This is a genomic window from Achromobacter sp. K91, from assembly GCF_003576205.1.
Taxonomy (GTDB): Bacteria; Pseudomonadota; Gammaproteobacteria; order Burkholderiales; family Burkholderiaceae_B; genus Achromobacter; species Achromobacter aegrifaciens.
Map to the genome: position 1 here is coordinate 159359 of NZ_QWFB01000012.1, position 16022 is coordinate 175380.

Here is a 16022-nt window from a genome sequence, read left to right on the forward strand (position 1 = left end):
GTGTTCCTTTGCGTGGGCGGGGGCGCACCCCCCGCCGGGTTGCTGCCGGCTTACTGCTTGGTGAGGCCCAGGCTGGCGGTGAGCTTGCCGTACTTGCTCCATTCGTCCTGGACGTAGCTGGCGAAGGCCGCGGGGGTGGCCGGACCGCCACCCAGTTCCATGCCCTGGTCGGCCAGCTTGGCCTTGATCTCGGGATCGGCCAGCGTCTGGCTGAGCGCCTGGTCGAGCTTGTCCAGCACCGGCTTGGGCAGCTTGGCCGGGGCCAGCACCGCATACCACTGCACGATGTCCAGACCCTTGATGCCGGACTCGGCCAGCGTCGGCACGTCGGGCAGGCGCTTGCTGCGTTCGGTGCTGGTCACAGCCAGCGGCCGCAACTTGCCGGCCTGGATCTGGTTGATGGCGCCGGGCAGGGTGTCGAAGTTCATGTCCACGCTGCCGCCCAGCAGGTCGGTCATGGCCTGGCCGCTGCCCTTGTACGGCACGTGCTCCATGCTGACGCCCGCGATCTGCGAGAAGCGCGCGGCGCTCAGGTGCTGCGGGCTGCCCATGCCGGAAGAGGCGTAGGTCAGCTGCTTGGGTTTGGCGCGGGCGTCGTCCACCAGGTTCTGCACGCTGGCGTAGCTGTGCTTGGCGGGATTGACCACCAGCACGTTGGGCACCGACCCGATGTAGCGCACCGGCGTGAAGTCCTTGATCGGGTCGACGCTGGACTGCACCACATAGGGCGCGGCGACGGTGGACTGCATATTGGCCAGCAGCAGCGTGTAGCCGTCCGGATCGGCCTTGGCCACGAAGTCGGCCGCGATCAGGCCGGAAGCGCCGGGCTTGTTCTCGACCACGACCTGCTGGCCCAGCAGCGCCGACAGGCGCGCGGACAGGATGCGCGCCGATACGTCGGTGCCGCCGCCTGGCACGAAACCGACGATCAGGCGTACCGGCCGTTCCGGCCATTTGGATGCGTCCTGCGCCAGGGCGGGACTGGCGGCGGCCAGGCCGGCGGTCAACGCCAGGGCGCCGGCCCAGGCGCGAGCGTGCTTGTGCATGTGGGTCTCCTTTGGTGGTTGTCAGCCTGCCCGCGTGTTGCTTGATCTATGATGGGGTCAGGTTGGTATGCCTTTGGTGTTTGGTATACCAGATACAAAAATAGTCGAAATAGCGAGTGGCAACAACTCATGGCTAACCCTGAAGTTATGGACCAGTCCGTCCCCGATTTGGCCATTCATCACCCCACGCTGCCGGCCGTGGTGGCGGAAAAATTGCGGCAGCTCATCATCGACGGCACCTTCAAGCCGGGCACCTGGCTGAACGAGCGGGACCTGTGCGACCAGTTGAAGATTTCACGCACGCCGCTGCGCGAGGCCTATCGCATGCTGGCTTCCGACGGCCTGGTGACTCTGCAGCCCAAGCGCGGCGCGATGGTGATCGAGTTGTCGGCCGACGATGTCGAGAACATCTTCGACGTGCTGTCGGTGCTGGAGGGGCTGGCGGTGCGCAGTGCCGCCGAACGCGCCACGGACGCGGAACTGGCGCATATCGCACAATTGCACGCGCAGATGCTGCAAGGGTATGAACAGCGCGACATCCGCGCGTATTTCGCGGCCAGCATGGGCACGCATATCGCCATCAACCGGGCCGCCCACAACCCGGCGCTGATGCATTCGTATGACCGCTTGAACCTGCAGGTGCAGGCGTTGCGCTACAAGTCGAACTTCGATATCGACGAATGGACGGCGGCGGTGGCCGACCACGAGGCCTTCGTGCAGGCGCTGATGCAGCGCGACGGCGAGCTTGCGGAGTCGCTCATCCGCAGGCATGTGGGCAGCAAGAAGACCTACAACCTGCGCGGGCGCGGGGCCCAAGGCTTGAAGTGACCTGTCATCGCGCGGACGGCGCGGGCCCAGGGCTCGGCCGTCCGCCCGCTGGCGCGCTCAGGCCGGCTGCGCCACCATGCGCTTCCTGCCTATCATCAGCGCAATGACGGCGGCGATCAGGCCCGTCATGCCGGAGATGACGAAGGCCATCAGATAGCTGCCCTGGGCTTCGCGCACGGCGCCCGCCATCCAGGCGGCGCTGGCGGCGCCCAGTTGGTGGCCGGCGACGATCCAGCCGAACACGATGGACGCGTCGCGCTCGCCGAAGGCTTCGGTCGTCAGGCGCAGCGTGGGCGGCACCGTGGCGATCCAGTCCAGGCCGAAGAAGATGGCGAAGATCGACAGGCTGTAGAACGAGAAGTCGGAATAGGGCAGGTAGATCAGCGACAGTCCGCGCAGGCCGTAGTAGACGAACAGCAGCTTGCGTGGGTCGTAGCGGTCGGTGAGCCAGCCGGACGCCGTGGTGCCGATCAGGTCGAAGATGCCCATCAACGCCAGGAGGCCCGCGGCCTGCACCTCGGGCATGCCGTGGTCGCCGCAAAGCGCGATCAGGTGCGTGCCGACCAGGCCGTTGGTGGTGAATCCGCACACGAAGAAGGTCGCGAACAGGAACCAGAAGGTGCGGGTGCGCGAGGCCCGCGCCAGTGCGCCGAAGGTGGCGGCCAGCATGCCGGTGCGCGGCGCGGCGGGCGCGGGCGGCGCATGCGGATCGCTGCCGAAGGGGGCCAGCCCGACGCTGGCAGGGCGGTCCGGCACCAGCCACCAGGCCAGCGGCACCAGCGCTGCCGCCGCGGCCGCCACGGTCCACACCACGCGCGTCCAGTCGCCCGACGAGGCCAGCGCGGCCAGCACCGGCAGGAACACCAGCGTGCCGGTGGCGGAACTGGCGGTCAGCAGGCCCATCATCACGCCGCGGTGCTTGGTGAACCAGCGGTTGACGACGGTGGCGCCCAGCACCACGGCGACCGCGCCGGACCCCAGGCCCGAGAACACCCCCCAGGTCAGCAGCAGATGCCAGGACTGGGTCATGAAGGCGCTGGCTGCGCTGGACGCAGCCATCAGCATCAGCGCGCCGATCAGCACGCGCCGCAAGCCAAAGCGCTCCATCGCGGCGGCCGCGAACGGTCCCACCATGCCATACAGGAAGATGCCGACCGCGGCGGCCAGCGAGATGGTGCTGCGGCTCCAGCCAAAGGTTTCTTCCAGAGGCACCAGCAACACGCTGGGCGAGGAACGCAGGCCGGCGGATACCAGCAGGGACAGGAAAATCACCGCGACGACGACAAAAGCGTACTTCTGGCCGGCGCGCCGGAAAGGGACGGGAGGGTGGGCTATACTCATGTTACTGACCGGTACGTATTGGGGTTTGCGAATAGTACGTACCGGTCAGTAACATCGTCAAGCGATTTTTAGTCGATCCGTCATCCGGAAAGGAGCCCATCCATGGCCAGTAAAACCTCGAGCGCCGATCGGCCCGCATCCAAGCCGCCGCTGGCGGCCGAGCGCATCCGCAAGACCGCGCGCGAAATGTTCTACCGGGACGGCATCCGGGCGGTGGGCGTGGACGCCATCGTCAGCGAAGCGGGCGTGACCAAACCCAGCCTGTACCGCAGCTTTTCGTCCAAGGACGAACTGGCGGCGGCCTATCTGCGCGACTATGACGCTGAGTTCTGGGCGCGTTTCGACGCGGCCTGCGCGGCGCATCCGGGCGATCCCCGGGCCCAGATCCTGGCCTACCTGACCGGCCTGGGCGTGCGCGCGGTGCAGAGCGGCTACCGGGGCTGCGGACTGACGAACGCGGCGGTGGAATACCCCGAGGCCGGTCATCCCGCCCGCGCCGTGGCGGTGGAACACAAGGCCGAGCTGCGGCGGCGCCTGGCCGCCATGGCGGCGGAAATGGGGGCGGCCGATCCCGACGCGCTGGGCGATGGCCTGTTGCTGTTGTTCGAAGGGGCCTTCGTCTCCAGCCAGCTATTTGGCGAAGGCGGGCCAGCCGGCCGGGTCGCGCAGATGGCGGACATGCTGATCCAGGCGCATCTCGCACAGCCCTGACGGGCGTCTTCGGAAGGGGCAGCACAAGAAAGGTGCAGGCAGCAGTGCACATGTGCACCATTTTTGGTGTTTGTACCCATTGCGCAACGCACAAAAAAATGGTTAAGAAATTTATTGCGGCGCAGCAAGCACAGGTCTAAGATGGACTCGTGTTGTTCCACATCGCTTTCTCAAGGAGAGAACCATGAGCGATACCGCGCTGAAGAATGCCCGCATGTCGGATGAGCTGGAACGTACCCTGATCCATGACGCGATCATCGCGGAAAGCCTGTCCGGCCACGCTTCCGGCTCGCGCTGGCTGCGCCTGAAAGTGCGCCTGGCCGCCTTCGGCGGCGCCGTGGGCGAGGTGTTGCATGACATGGACGCCGGCCGCCGCCAGCACCCCGTGGTCTCCGCCTACCACTGAGCCCGACAGCGGGTACGAGAAAAACGCCAGCATCGCTGGCGTTTTTTTATGCCGGCCGATTCCCGGGGTTCAGACCAGCATGTCCGCCACCAGATAGCCATCCAGCAGCAGGATGCCGACCGTGGCTGCAACCGCGGCCCAGGCCCAGGCGCCGCGCAACACGTACTTGCCCATCAGGCTCTTGCTGCAAGCCAGCAGCACCAGCGGCCCCAGCGCGAAGGGCAGGGCCAGGCTCAGGATGACCTGGCTCAGCACCAGCAGGCCGTCCGGATCCTGGCCGCCGGTGAAGGCCAGCAGGCCGACCGCCGCGACGCCCGCCACCAGCCGCGTCGCCAGCGCGCGGCGGCGGTCCGACCAGCCGCTGCCCACCTGGAAGCCCTGGGACAGGATGCGTCCGGCCAGCACGCCAGTGATGGTGGAGCTTTGGCCCGCGGCATACAGCGCCACGGCGAACACGATGGCCGCGCCGATGCCCAGGGTCTGGCCGATCACGGCATGCGCGTCGTCCAGGCTGGACACGATGATGCCCGAGCCCGACAGCGAGGCGGCGGCGACGATCATGATGGCGGCGTTGATCAGCATGGCCAGGCCCAGCGACACGACGGTGTCGTTGCGCGCCACGCGCATGGCCAGGTCGCGGGCGCTGGGCGGCAATTGCTGCGCACGCTGCGCGAGCGATCCGGAATGCAGGTACAGGTTGTGCGGCATCAGGGTCGCGCCAAGTATCCCCAGCGCGATCAGGAAGCCCTGCGGGTCGCGCAGCGCGCGGCCGGTCTGCGTGACGCCGTGCGCCACTTCCGTCCAGGCCGGGTTGGCCTTGAACAGCAGGAACACGAAGGACATGGCGACCACCGACAGCAGCAGGGCAATGAAGCGCTCGTGCTTGTCGGCGTTGCCGCGCGTCAGCGCCAGCACGGCAAACGTGCCGACGCCGGTCACCGCAACGCCCGCGATCAGCGGCAGCCCGAAGAGCAGGCGCAGCGCGATTGCGCCGCCGATGAGTTCGGCCAGGGCAGTCGCCAGGATCGCCGCCTCACCGGCCAGCCAGGCGGCCTTGGCCAGGCGCGGCGACAGGTGGCGGGCCGTCAGCGTGGCCAGGTCCTGCCCCGTTGCCAGCGCCAGGCGCGACACCAGGATCTGGAAGCCCAGCGCCAGCAGCGCCGAGGTGATGACGACCAGCAGCAACCCGTAGCCGAAGCCGCTGCCGCCCGCGATGTCGGTGGCCCAGTTGCCCGGATCGATATAGCCCACGGCCACCAGGATGCCAGGGCCGGCGATGCGGCGCAGGCCCGCCGATACTTGGACGTCCTGCGCCAGCGCGGTCCTGCCGCCGGATATCGCGTAGATGAATTGGCCCATGCTTGCTCCTGAGAATGATTCTCATCATCCTCTTGGGGGACGGCATCGTCAAATTGATTTTGGGCAAGCAGGGGATAGGACGGCCCAATGGCGCCATCCTTCGCGGACGGGCCATGGGCTGCACCGGGGATCAGGACTTGAGCTTGGCGTCCATGGAGATCTTGGCGTTCAGCACCTTGGACACGGGGCATCCTTTTTCCGCCTTGCGGGCCGCGTCCTCGAAGGCCTGGGCGCTGGCGCCGGGGATGACGGCTTCCACCGTCAGATGGACAGCGGTGATGGCAAAGCCGTCATCCACCTTGTCCAGCGTGACCTCGGCCTTGGTGTCCAGGCTTTGCGCGACCATGCCTGCTTCGGACAGGATGTTGGACAGGGCCATGGTGAAGCAGCCGGCGTGAGCCGCGCCCAGCAATTCCTCGGGATTGGTGCCCGGGGTGTCGCCGAAGCGGGTGTTGAAGCCGTAGGCCTGTTCCTTGAGCGCGCCGCTCTGCGTGGAGATCGTGCCCTTGCCGGTCTTCAGGTCGCCCGACCAGTGGGCGGTTGCGGTTTTCTTCATGCGTGACTCCTGTAGAAGGACCGCGCCCGTCGCGCGCGCGGCCGGTGTGGGAGGGCGCGGGCCGCCCGCTGGGGGCGGGGCGCGCTGCCTGGAATGGCATGAACGATGATAAGGCGGCTGCGGGCGCCAGGCGCGGAAAGCGTCTGCGCGCAACGGCAAGCCTATGTAACCGCAGACCAGCTTTCTTGATGCGCGTCGCAAGGCGGCACGCGGCCATCAGGCAAAATACAGGCATCTGCTCACACCTCGCCGAGAACTGCTGTCATGTCTTACAAGCTCGTCCGCTACGCCTGCGCCATTGCGCTGGCCGTCCCCGCCTTGTCCGCCCAGGCTGAAATCGTCATCGGCGTGGACGTGTCCACCACCGGTCCGGCCGCGGCCATCGGCATCCAGACCAATAACGCGATCCGCTTGTGGCCGGCCACGCTGGGCGGCGAGCCGGCCCGCTACGTGGTGCTGGACGACGGTACCGACGTCAGCCGCGCGGTGAAGAACATGCGCAAGCTGACCTCCGAAGACAAGGTCGACGCCATCGTCGGCCCCAACACCACGGCCGCCGCGCTGGCCGGCCTGGACGTGCTGGCCGAAACCGGCACGCCCATGATTGCGCTGGCCGCCTCCAGCGTCATCGTCGAGCCGCTGTCCGATCCGAAGCGCGCCTGGGCCTTCAAGATGCCGCAGAACGATTCGTTGATGGCCACCGCGCTGGTCGCGGACATGAAGAAGAAGGGTCTGAAGAACGTGGCTTTCATCGGCTTCGCGGATTCCTACGGCGACAGCTGGTGGAAGGAGTTCACCGCCGCTGCCGGGACCGACCTGAAGATCGTGGCGCAGGAGCGCTTCCAGCGCACCGACGCGTCGGTGGTCGGACAAGTCCTGAAGGTCATCGCCGCCAAGCCGGACGCCGTGCTGATCGCCGGCGCCGGCACCCCGTCTGCCTTGCCGCAGAAGACGCTGCTGGAACGCGGCTACACCGGCGCCATCTACCAGACGCACGGCATAGGCACGCTGGAATTCCTGCAGGTCGGCGGCGCGGACGTGGAGGGAACCCTGTTCCCCACCGGCCCTGGCGTGGTGGCGCGCGAGCTGCCCGACGACAACCCGGTCAAGAAGGTGGCGGTGGCCTTTGCCGACAAGTACGAAGCGCGCTACGGCGCCAACACGCTGACCCAGTTCGCGGGCGACGCCTATGGCGCCTGGATGCTGCTGGACTCGGCGGTGGCGCGGGCGCTCAAGACCGGGGCCAAGCCCGGCACGCCGGAATTCCGCGCGGCGCTGCGGGATGCCCTGGAAAACACGCGTGACCTGGTCGTGCCCAATGGCGTGCTCAACATCACCAAGGACAACCACCAGGGTTTCGACGAGCGCGCCCGCGTCATGGGCATCGTCCGGAACGGCCGTTTTTCCTACGCGGAATAAGTGGGGACATATAAGTCTACGATTCGTAACTTGTCCTGACGCCCATAGGGCGGCGAAGCAAAAAGCAGGCTGCGGCCTGCTTTTTTTCGGGCATATGATTCGTGTCGAAATCATTTAATAGCGTATTATTTTTAGTGAATCCATATACCTCGAAATAAATACAGGAGAAACTGCCATGAGCCTGATCCGATCCAGACGTATGCTGGCCGCCTTGAGCCTGGGGGTGCTGGCGGCATGTTCCGACTCGGGATCCGACAAGGCTGCTCCGGCAGCGAATGCGCCCGCCGCGACGTCCACCCTGGAAGCCGCCAAGGCCGCCGGCAAGATACGCATCGGCTACGCCAACGAAGCGCCGTTCGCCTTCATGGACAGCAAGGAAGCCAAGGTCACGGGCGAATCCGTGGAGATCGCCCGGGTGGTGCTTAAACGCATGGGCATCAACGAAGTGGAGGGCGTCCTGACCGAGTTCGGCTCGCTCATTCCGGGCCTGCAGGCCAAGCGCTTCGACATCATCGCCGCGGGCATGTACGTCACGCCCGAACGCTGCCAGCAGGTGGCGTTCTCGGACCCCACTTATGGGGTGGGCCAGTCCTTCCTGGTCAAGCAAGGCAATCCCAAGAATCTGCACAGCTATGAAGACGTGATGAAGAATCCCGACGCCAAGCTCGGCGTGGTGGTCGGCGCGATCGAAGCGGAGTACGCCTCCAAGATCAAGGTGCCGCCCGCCCAGGTGGTGGTGTTCCCGGATGCGGTCAGCGCGCTGTCCGGCGTGCAGGCGGGCCGCGCCGACGCCTATGCGGCCACGGCGCTCACGGTCAACGACCTGATGGGCAAGACCAGCGCGGCCAGCGGCCTGGAGAAGGCCGATCCGTTCAAGGATCCCGTCATCGACGGCAAGGACGTGCGCGGCTACGGCGCCTATGCCTTCCGCAGCGACGACAAGGCCTTTGCCGACGCCTTCAACGCTGAGCTGGCAAAGTTCATCGGCACCGAAGAACACCAGAAACTCGTGGCGCCTTTTGGCTTCACAGCAGAGGAACTGCCCAAGGGGGTCACGGCCGCCAAGCTGTGCGCCGGCCAGTAAGGGGGCGCGCATGCGGCTGATATCCGAGCATTTCGCCGAGCTGGCGCCGCCGCTCCTGCAGGGGCTGGCGGTGACCCTGGAGATCATGGCAGGCGCCGTGGTGCTGGCCGTTCCGCTGGCACTGGCCGCGGGCATCGGGCGCCTGTCGTCCGTGCGCCCGCTGCGCTGGATCGCGGCGGTCTACGTCGAGGTGTTTCGCGGCACTTCGGCCCTGGTGCAGCTCTTCTGGTTCTACTTCGTGCTGCCGCTGTTCGGCGTGCAACTGCCGGCCATGCTGGTGGGCATCGTGGTGCTGGCGCTGAACGCCGGCGCCTATGGCGCGGAAGTGGTGCGCGGCGCGATCCGCGCGGTGCCGTTGGGCCAGCGCGAAGCCGGCATCGCGCTGAACCTGACGCGCGGCCAGATCATGCGCCGCATCGTGGTGCCGCAGGCCGTGCCGGCCATGCTGCCGCCTGCGGGCAACCTGTTGATCGAGCTGTTGAAGAACACCGCGCTGGTGTCCCTCATCACCATCACGGACCTGACCTTCCGCGGCCAGCTGCTGCGCAGCGAGACCCTGCGCACCACCGAGATCTTCACCCTGATGCTGCTGATGTACTTCGCCGTGGCGCTGCTGATCACGGCCGGCGTGCGTCTGCTGGAACGCAAGGTGCGCGTGCGATGAAGCCGGTATTCGATTGGTCCTTCGCCCTGGAGATCCTGCCCACGCTGGGCTCGGCGCTGGTCATCACGATCGAGGCCACGCTGCTGGGCATGCTGGTGGCTGTGACGCTGGGCCTGGTGTTGGCCTTGCTGCGGCGTTCGCGGCTGCGCATCGTGTCCCTGCCCACCGCCTTCGTGATCGAGTTCGTGCGCAGCACGCCTCTGCTGGTGCAGATGTATTTCCTGTTCTACGTGCTGCCGCTGACCGGCGTGCGGATGTCGCCGCTGGCCACCGGCATCACCGCGCTGGGCCTGCACTACGCGACCTATTGCGCCGAGGTCTACCGCGCCGGCATCGAAGCCGTGCCGCGCGGCCAATGGGAGGCCGCCACCGCGCTGAACATGTCGCGCTGGCGCACGGCCGTGGGCGTGGTGCTGCCGCAGGCGATTCCGCCGGTGGTGCCGGCGCTGGGCAATTACCTGGTGGCCATGTTCAAGGACACGCCGCTGCTGTCGGCGATTACCGTGGTGGAACTGCTGCAGCAGAGCAAGATGATCGGCTCTGCCACCTTCCGCTACACCGAGCCCCTGACCCTGGTGGGCCTGCTGTTCCTGGCGTTGAGCCTGGTGGCGGCCTGGGGCGTGCGCGGCCTGGAGGCCCGCCTGCAACGATATGGAGGAAAGCGATGAGCGCCAGCGTAAGCATCAAGAACCTGCGCAAGCAGTACGGAGAACTGGAGGTGCTGCGCGGCATCAACCTGGAGATACCGGCCGGCCAGACCGTGGCAGTGATCGGCCCCTCCGGCTCGGGCAAATCGACCTTGCTGCGCGTGCTGATGACGCTGGACCAGCCCACCAGCGGCGACATCGAGATCGACGGCGTGCCCATGTGGACCGACGCGCAGGGCCGCCCCGCCAGCCTCAATTCAGAGCATCTGCGCAAGGTGCGCGGCAAGATCGGCATGGTGTTCCAGCACTTCAACCTGTTCCCGCACATGACGGCGCTGGCCAATGCCATGGAGGCCCCGGTCCACGTGCTGGGCATGTCGCGCGACCAGGCGCGCGAGCGCGCCGTGGAATACCTGGAGATGGTCGGGCTGGGCGACAAGCTCGATGTCTATCCCGCGCAGTTGTCGGGCGGGCAGAAGCAGCGCGTGGGCATAGCGCGCGCGCTGGCCATGTGCCCCGACATCATGCTGTTCGACGAGGTGACTTCCGCGCTGGACCCGGAGCTGGTGGGCGGCATCCTGCAGATCCTGCGCGACCTGTCGGCCCGGCGCAGCATGACGATGATCATCGTCACCCACCAGATGAAGTTCGCAGAACGCAGCTCGGACCGCACCCTGTTCTTCGACGAAGGCAACATCGTCGAGGACGCCGAATCGGCGGTGCTGTTCAGCCAGCCCAAGGAAGCGCGCACGCGCCAGTTCCTGGATTCGGTGATCGAAGGGCAGTAGCGCGGCGCTTGCGTGCCAGCCTTGACCCCGCCCCGGGCTGCGGTATTCAGGTTCCCGGGCGGGTCGGGGCGCTATGCTGTCGCATCCCACGCCCCGGAGGCTCCAGCATGTCCCTGCTTTTCAGTCCCACGTCCATCGGCCAGCTGGAGCTGGCCAACCGCATCGTCATCGCGCCCATGTGCGAGTACTCGGCTGAGGAAGGCCTGGCGACCGACTGGCACATGATCCACCTGGGGCATCTGGCCTTGTCCGGCGCGGCGCTGCTGTTCGTGGAAGCCACCGCCGTGGAGCCCGACGGCCGCATCACCCCGGGAGACCTGGGCCTGTGGTCCGATGAAACCGAGGCGGCCATCGGCCGCGTCGTTGCAGCCATCCGCCGCTATGCGCCCATCAAGCTGGGCATACAGTTGGGCCACGCGGGCCGCAAGACGTCCAGCGAAGCGCCCTGGAACGGCGGCCAACTGGTGCCGCCCGAGGCCGGCGGCTGGCAGGGCTGGGCGCCTTCGGCCGTGCCGCACAATGCGTCGGAACCGCCGCCCCACGCGCTGGACACGGCGGGTCTGGCCCGCGTGCGCGACGCCTTCGTGGCCAGCGCCAGGCGCGCCGTGCGGCTGGGCTTCGACGCGATCGAACTGCACGCCGCGCACGGCTATCTGCTGCATCAGTTCCTGTCGCCGCTGTCCAACCGGCGCGACGACGCCTACGGCGGTTCGCTCGAGAACCGCATGCGCTTTCCGCTGGAAGTCTTCCAGGCGCTGCGCGAGGCCATTCCGCCGTCGGTGACGCTAGGTGTGCGCGTGTCGGCCACCGACTGGGTCGAAGGCGGCTGGGACCTGGAACAGACCTTGGTCCTGGCGCAAGCCTTGAAGGAACGCGGCTGTGAATTCATAGACGTGTCCAGCGGCGGCGTCTCGTCCCAGCAGAAGATACCCGTGGGGCCGAACTACCAGGTGCCGTTCGCCGACGAAATCAAGCGCAAGGTGGGCATGCCGACCATCACGGTGGGCCTGATCACCGAGGCGCAGCAGGCCGAAGACATCCTGCAGAACGGCCAGTCCGACATGGTCGCGCTGGCGCGCGGCATGTTGTACGACCCGCGCTGGCCGTGGCACGCCGCGGCGCAACTGGGCGGCCAGGTCAGCGCGCCGCGCCAGTACTGGCGTTCGCAGCCGCGTGACCAGAAGGCGCTGTTTGGCGATACGCGCTTCGGACAACGCTAGGCGCAACCGGCAGGCTGGCAGCCTGCCGGACTCTGTTTATTGAGGCCGCCTGCCTTCGTAGGCGTTTTGCAGCAGCGCCCGCAAGGCCTCGCGTTCCAGCGGCCGCGGATTGGGGTAGGGCGTCTGCATGGCGATGTCGCAGGCGCGGTCCAGGTCTTCCTGGCGCATGCCGATGTCGCGCAAAGCCGTGGGCGCGCCCAGCGTGCTGGCCAGATCGAACACGCCTGCCGCCGCAGCCGGCGCGCCCAGCGCTGCGGCGATGCGCTCCATGGCCCGCGGCGCGGCCGCGGCGTTGTAGGCCAAGGCTTGCGGCAGCACCACGGTGTGGACTTCCGCGTGCGGCAGGTTGAAGCTGCCGCCCAGCGTGTGGCAGAGCTTGTGATGCAGCGCCATGCCCACGCTGCCCAGCACCGTGCCGCACAGCCAGGCGCCGTAGAGCGCGTCGCTGCGCGCCTGCAGCAGTTCCGCGCCTTGGGAGCCTGCGTGGATGGCGGGCAGCGCCTGCGCCAGCGCGCGTATGCCTTCCTGCGCCATCAGGTCCATGATCGGATTGCCGTCGCGCGCGTACAGGCCTTCCGCCGCATGGGCAATGGCGTTGATGCCGCTGGTCACGCTCATCGATACCGGCAGCGACAGGCTCAGCTCAGGGTCGTACACCACGCTGCGCGGCAGCACCCGGTCATCCTTGCCGGTCTTCTTCAGGCCGCTCTCGGTGAGACCGTAGATCGGCGTCATCTCCGAGCCCGCATAGGTCGTGGGAACGGCAATGACCGGCAGGCCCGAGTCCAGCGCGATGGCCTTGCCCAGCCCGATGGTGGAGCCGCCGCCCACGGCCACCGCGCAATCGGCGCCCAGCTCGCGCGCCGCTTCCCGCGCCTGGCGCGCGATTTCCATCGGCACGTGCATCACGGCCTGGTCGAAGATCCCGGCAACCCGCGCTTCGCCCAGCAGCGCCGCGACCCGTTCGGCCTGCGCGCGCTGCGGCGGCGTGCAGAGCACCAGCGCGCGCTGCAGCCCCAGCGCATCGAGTTCGGCCGCCAGGCCGCCCAGGCTGCCCGGCCCGAAGACCACGCGCTGGGCGCGGCTGGCGTAGATGAAGGATTGCATGGCGTTCCCCGTCTGCATGTCGGTCATTGTGCAACGATTCCGCGGCTCTTGATGAGCTCGCCCCAGCGCTGGGACTCGGCCTGCACCAGCCGGTTCATGTCATCGCGGCCGCCGGCCACCACTTCGAATCCCGATTCGGTGATGCGTCCGGCCACGGCCGGATCGCGCAGCGCGGCGATGGTGGCGTCGGCCAGCTTGTCCAGCGTCGCCGCCGGCGTCCTTGCGGGCGCCACCATGCCCACCCAGGAATAGATCTCGAAGCCCGGATAGCTCTCGGCGATGGCGGGCACGTCCGGCAGGGCCGCGACCCGCTTGGGCGCCGTCACCGCCAGCGCACGCAGCTTGCCGCTCTGGATGTGGGGCAGCACCAGCGGCAGGCTGGCGATGATGGACTCCACGTGTCCGCCCATCAGGTCCGATACCGCCGGGCCGCCGCCGCGGTAGGGCGTGTGGATGCCGCTGGTGCCCGCAGCCTGATGGAACATTTCAGCCGCCAGATGGTTGGAACTGCCCGCGCCGACCGAGGCGTAGGACACGCTGCCCTTCTTGCCGGCCGCGACGTAGTCGGCCAGCGTCTGGTACGGACCGCTGGCGGTCACGGCCAGCACCATGGGCGAGCGCACCATGTACGACACGCCCGTCAGGTCGCGCGCCGTGTCATAAGACAGCTTGGGGTAGATGTGTTGCTCGGTGGCGTAGGAATCGAACACCATTTCCACCGTGTAGCCGTCGGGCGCGGACTTGGCCACCAGCGCCGTGCCTATGGTGCCGCCGGCGCCGCCGCGGTTGTCGATGACCACCGTCTGGCCCAGCTTGTCCTGCAGCGCCTGCTGCACCTGGCGCGCCACCCGGTCCACGGTGCCGCCCGCAGCGAAGGGCACCACCACCGTCACCGGCTTGCTGGGATAGGAATCCGCCAGCGCGGGCAGGGCGGCAGCCCAGGCGCCTGCGGCGAGGGCGGCGCTGGCCAGCAGGGCGCGGGGCGAGCGGCGGGGGGCGTTGATCGGGGGCATGCGGGTCTCCTGGGCTTATCGTCGTTGTGTCCGGCCGTCTATCTTTGTCTAAATTGCCAAAGTGCGTCCATGCGCAGTATCGTAATTGCCAAATCTCCCAGGAAAGCTGGCGTGCCACGCCAAAGCCTTTTGCGCCACACGCACAAATGAAAACCGTCAAATTCGCGGAAAGCCTCTCCATCTTCGTCGACGTCGCCCGCGCCCAGAGCTTTTCCGAGGTGGCGCGCCGCCGGGGCATGGTGGCCTCGTCCGTGGCGCGGCAGATCGGCGCGCTGGAGTCCGAGCTCAAGGTGCCGCTGTTCGTGCGCTCGACCCGTGCATTGATGCCCACCGAGGCCGGCGAGGTGCTGTACGAGCGCGCCGTGAAGATCCTGCACGACATGACCGAGGCGCGTTCCGAGGTCATTTCGCTGGAGCAGACCGTGCAGGGCCTGCTGCGGGTCAGCTGCCTGCCGGCGTTCGCGCGGCGCTACGTGGTGCCCATGCTGCAACAACTGGGTGAACGCCATCCGCAATTGCAGGTGGAGCTGGAACTGACCGAGCGCGTGGTGGATCCGGTGGTCGAACGCATGGACGTGGTGGTGCGGGTGGGGCAACAGCCAGACAGCAGCCTGATCGGGCAACGCATCGGCAGCCATCGCTACCTGATCTGCGCCGCGCCCTCATACCTGGAACGCCATGGCGTACCGCGCACGCTGGCGGACCTGTCGCGCCATCGCCTCATCGACCGGCGCCACAGCACCAGCGTGCGCGGCTGGCGCGAACTGGGCGACGGCCAATGGGCCCAGGACGCCAGGTTCGTCCTGGAGTGCGACGACTGCGACGCGCGCCGGTTCGCGGCGCTGGAAGGGCTGGGCATCGCGCTCATGCCCAACTGGTCCGCGGGCGCGGACCTGGGCGCCGGCCGGCTGGTGCAGCTGACCTTGCAGGACGCCAGCCCGCCGCCCGAAAGCGGCATCTACCTGCTGCGCGCCATGCCGCGCGCCAATGCGCGCATCCGCGCCTTCACCGAACAATTGCGGCGGCAGATCGGCTCGCCTTCCGTGTGGGATGCGGCCATCGAGGCTGCGCGCGCGGCCTGACGATCGCGCAGCCTTACGTGGCATCGTGGAAGATGATGCCCAGCGTGTGCCGCTCTCCGTTGCGCAGCCGGCCGACCCCATGCCGCAGATTCGCGCGGTAATAGCCGCGCGCCGACCGCACCGGCCTGTGATTGACGGCAAGCACCACGGCATCGCCTTGCCGCAAGGGCACCACGTCGGCCCGTCCGGGTTGCTTGGGATTGCTTTCGGCCAGCAGCAGCTCTCCACCTTCGAAATCGCGTCCCGGCTCATTGAGCAGGAAGATGGCCTGGAACGGAAAGACATGGTCGCCGTACAGGTCCTGATGCAGGCAGCAGTAGTCGCCCGCCTGGTAGCGCAGCAGCAGCGGCGTGGGCCGGCGCTGTCCGGCGGCGTGGCAGATACTCCGGAATTCTTCATGCGTTGCGGGAAAGCGCGCTTCGAGGCGCATGGCCGCATGCCAGCGGTTGGCGATGGGCGCCAGGCGTGGATAAAGCGACTGCCGCAAGCTTGCGACGATATCCGGCAGCGGATAGCTGAAGTATTTGTACTCGCCGCGGCCGAACGCATAGCGTTCCATCACGATGCGGCTGCGAAAGCGCGTTTCGTCGCCGTAGCCGGCCGCAAGTTCCTCGCACTGAGCCTGCGTCAGCAGTCCCGGCAGCACGGCGTAACCATCGCGGCCCAGATCGTCTTCGACGTCCTGCCAGTCCGTATCCGCAATCCGGGTTTCAGGCAGGCCGTGCAGCATGGTTGATGTAGGCATGGCTGG

General features: G+C 67.5%; 17 protein-coding genes. 10 read left to right on the forward strand and 7 right to left on the reverse strand.

The features are described from left to right. Nucleotides 1–50: 50 nt before the first annotated feature. Entirely contained in the window at nucleotides 51–1046 is a 996-nt protein-coding gene (locus DXK93_RS03025) for a tripartite tricarboxylate transporter substrate binding protein (RefSeq protein ID WP_054455963.1), read from the reverse strand. A gap of 129 nt (nucleotides 1047–1175) precedes the next feature. Here DXK93_RS03025 and DXK93_RS03030 point away from each other — a divergent pair, with 129 nt between their 5' ends. Next, on the forward strand, nucleotides 1176–1874 hold the full coding sequence (locus DXK93_RS03030; RefSeq protein WP_233564494.1) for a GntR family transcriptional regulator: 699 nt from the start codon (nucleotides 1176–1178) through the stop codon (nucleotides 1872–1874). 57 nt (nucleotides 1875–1931) lie between these two features. Here DXK93_RS03030 and DXK93_RS03035 read toward each other — a convergent pair whose 3' ends face one another. Beyond that, a complete protein-coding gene (locus DXK93_RS03035; RefSeq protein ID WP_119449319.1) occupies nucleotides 1932–3215 on the reverse strand; it encodes an MFS transporter in 1284 nt (427 codons plus the stop codon). 102 nt (nucleotides 3216–3317) lie between these two features. On the opposite strand from DXK93_RS03035, the gene DXK93_RS03040 reads away from it, so the two are divergent. Together DXK93_RS03040 and DXK93_RS03045 are read left to right on the forward strand one after the other, a co-directional pair. Next, on the forward strand, nucleotides 3318–3926 hold the full coding sequence (locus DXK93_RS03040) for a TetR/AcrR family transcriptional regulator (protein ID WP_054455971.1): 609 nt from the start codon (nucleotides 3318–3320) through the stop codon (nucleotides 3924–3926). 184 nt (nucleotides 3927–4110) lie between these two features. Further along, on the forward strand, nucleotides 4111–4332 hold the full coding sequence (locus DXK93_RS03045) for a hypothetical protein (RefSeq protein ID WP_054455972.1): 222 nt from the start codon (nucleotides 4111–4113) through the stop codon (nucleotides 4330–4332). Between the two features lie 69 nt (nucleotides 4333–4401). Here DXK93_RS03045 and DXK93_RS03050 read toward each other — a convergent pair whose 3' ends face one another. After that, nucleotides 4402–5691, reverse strand: a complete 1290-nt coding sequence (locus DXK93_RS03050; protein ID WP_119449320.1) for an Nramp family divalent metal transporter — start codon at nucleotides 5689–5691, stop codon at nucleotides 4402–4404. A 130-nt stretch (nucleotides 5692–5821) separates the two neighbouring features. After that, nucleotides 5822–6247: an OsmC family protein gene (locus tag DXK93_RS03055; RefSeq protein WP_054455974.1), complete on the reverse strand. Its 426-nt coding sequence runs from the start codon at nucleotides 6245–6247 to the stop codon at nucleotides 5822–5824. 264 nt (nucleotides 6248–6511) lie between these two features. On the opposite strand from DXK93_RS03055, the gene DXK93_RS03060 reads away from it, so the two are divergent. From DXK93_RS03060 to DXK93_RS03085, 6 genes are all read left to right on the forward strand, one after another. Beyond that, nucleotides 6512–7666 (forward strand): ABC transporter substrate-binding protein, encoded by a 1155-nt coding sequence (locus DXK93_RS03060; RefSeq protein WP_119449321.1) that lies wholly within the window; start codon nucleotides 6512–6514, stop codon nucleotides 7664–7666. 175 nt (nucleotides 7667–7841) lie between these two features. After that, the gene (gene ehuB, locus DXK93_RS03065) at nucleotides 7842–8750 is read left to right on the forward strand and encodes an ectoine/hydroxyectoine ABC transporter substrate-binding protein EhuB (RefSeq protein WP_119449322.1); all 909 of its coding nucleotides are present in this window, start codon (nucleotides 7842–7844) and stop codon (nucleotides 8748–8750) included. 10 nt (nucleotides 8751–8760) lie between these two features. Continuing rightward, the gene (gene ehuC / locus DXK93_RS03070) at nucleotides 8761–9414 is read left to right on the forward strand and encodes an ectoine/hydroxyectoine ABC transporter permease subunit EhuC (RefSeq protein WP_119449323.1); all 654 of its coding nucleotides are present in this window, start codon (nucleotides 8761–8763) and stop codon (nucleotides 9412–9414) included. Further along, nucleotides 9411–10082, forward strand: a complete 672-nt coding sequence (gene ehuD / locus DXK93_RS03075) for an ectoine/hydroxyectoine ABC transporter permease subunit EhuD (protein ID WP_054455981.1) — start codon at nucleotides 9411–9413, stop codon at nucleotides 10080–10082. The genes ehuC and ehuD overlap by 4 nt, the downstream gene beginning before the upstream one ends. Next, nucleotides 10079–10849, forward strand: coding sequence for an ectoine/hydroxyectoine ABC transporter ATP-binding protein EhuA (gene ehuA / locus DXK93_RS03080; RefSeq protein WP_119449324.1), 771 nt, complete (start codon nucleotides 10079–10081; stop codon nucleotides 10847–10849). Before ehuD ends, ehuA begins: the two co-directional genes overlap by 4 nt. Before the next feature lie 107 nt (nucleotides 10850–10956). Continuing rightward, nucleotides 10957–12069: an NADH:flavin oxidoreductase/NADH oxidase gene (locus DXK93_RS03085; protein WP_119449325.1), complete on the forward strand. Its 1113-nt coding sequence runs from the start codon at nucleotides 10957–10959 to the stop codon at nucleotides 12067–12069. 36 nt (nucleotides 12070–12105) lie between these two features. On the opposite strand, the gene DXK93_RS03090 is transcribed toward DXK93_RS03085, so the two are convergent. Next, nucleotides 12106–13203 carry a maleylacetate reductase gene (locus tag DXK93_RS03090; RefSeq protein ID WP_233564495.1) on the reverse strand — a complete coding sequence of 366 codons (1098 nt, stop codon included), beginning with the start codon at nucleotides 13201–13203 and terminating at the stop codon, nucleotides 12106–12108. Next, entirely contained in the window at nucleotides 13200–14189 is a 990-nt protein-coding gene (locus tag DXK93_RS03095) for a tripartite tricarboxylate transporter substrate binding protein (protein WP_119449326.1), read from the reverse strand. The genes DXK93_RS03090 and DXK93_RS03095 overlap by 4 nt, the downstream gene beginning before the upstream one ends. Nucleotides 14190–14335: 146 nt before the next feature. Between DXK93_RS03095 and DXK93_RS03100 the strand changes: the two genes are divergently transcribed. Next, nucleotides 14336–15271: a LysR family transcriptional regulator gene (locus DXK93_RS03100; protein WP_054455989.1), complete on the forward strand. Its 936-nt coding sequence runs from the start codon at nucleotides 14336–14338 to the stop codon at nucleotides 15269–15271. A gap of 13 nt (nucleotides 15272–15284) precedes the next feature. On the opposite strand, the gene DXK93_RS03105 is transcribed toward DXK93_RS03100, so the two are convergent. Further along, nucleotides 15285–16016 carry a 2OG-Fe(II) oxygenase gene (locus tag DXK93_RS03105; RefSeq protein WP_370126305.1) on the reverse strand — a complete coding sequence of 244 codons (732 nt, stop codon included), beginning with the start codon at nucleotides 16014–16016 and terminating at the stop codon, nucleotides 15285–15287. Nucleotides 16017–16022: the final 6 nt, after the last annotated feature.

Coding starts and splice junctions, on each gene's coding strand:
- ehuB (WP_119449322.1), top strand. CDS start 7,842: ATGAGCCTGATCCGATCCAGACGTATGCTGGCCGCCTTGAGCCTGGGG.
- ehuA (WP_119449324.1), top strand. CDS start 10,079: ATGAGCGCCAGCGTAAGCATCAAGAACCTGCGCAAGCAGTACGGAGAA.
- DXK93_RS03030 (WP_233564494.1), top strand. CDS start 1,176: ATGGCTAACCCTGAAGTTATGGACCAGTCCGTCCCCGATTTGGCCATT.
- DXK93_RS03095 (WP_119449326.1), bottom strand. CDS start 14,189: ATGCCCCCGATCAACGCCCCCCGCCGCTCGCCCCGCGCCCTGCTGGCC.
- ehuC (WP_119449323.1), top strand. CDS start 8,761: ATGCGGCTGATATCCGAGCATTTCGCCGAGCTGGCGCCGCCGCTCCTG.
- DXK93_RS03100 (WP_054455989.1), top strand. CDS start 14,336: ATGAAAACCGTCAAATTCGCGGAAAGCCTCTCCATCTTCGTCGACGTC.
- DXK93_RS03045 (WP_054455972.1), top strand. CDS start 4,111: ATGAGCGATACCGCGCTGAAGAATGCCCGCATGTCGGATGAGCTGGAA.
- DXK93_RS03040 (WP_054455971.1), top strand. CDS start 3,318: ATGGCCAGTAAAACCTCGAGCGCCGATCGGCCCGCATCCAAGCCGCCG.
- DXK93_RS03105 (WP_370126305.1), bottom strand. CDS start 16,016: ATGCCTACATCAACCATGCTGCACGGCCTGCCTGAAACCCGGATTGCG.
- ehuD (WP_054455981.1), top strand. CDS start 9,411: ATGAAGCCGGTATTCGATTGGTCCTTCGCCCTGGAGATCCTGCCCACG.
- DXK93_RS03090 (WP_233564495.1), bottom strand. CDS start 13,203: ATGACCGACATGCAGACGGGGAACGCCATGCAATCCTTCATCTACGCC.
- DXK93_RS03050 (WP_119449320.1), bottom strand. CDS start 5,691: ATGGGCCAATTCATCTACGCGATATCCGGCGGCAGGACCGCGCTGGCG.
- DXK93_RS03085 (WP_119449325.1), top strand. CDS start 10,957: ATGTCCCTGCTTTTCAGTCCCACGTCCATCGGCCAGCTGGAGCTGGCC.
- DXK93_RS03055 (WP_054455974.1), bottom strand. CDS start 6,247: ATGAAGAAAACCGCAACCGCCCACTGGTCGGGCGACCTGAAGACCGGC.
- DXK93_RS03060 (WP_119449321.1), top strand. CDS start 6,512: ATGTCTTACAAGCTCGTCCGCTACGCCTGCGCCATTGCGCTGGCCGTC.
- DXK93_RS03035 (WP_119449319.1), bottom strand. CDS start 3,215: ATGAGTATAGCCCACCCTCCCGTCCCTTTCCGGCGCGCCGGCCAGAAG.
- DXK93_RS03025 (WP_054455963.1), bottom strand. CDS start 1,046: ATGCACAAGCACGCTCGCGCCTGGGCCGGCGCCCTGGCGTTGACCGCC.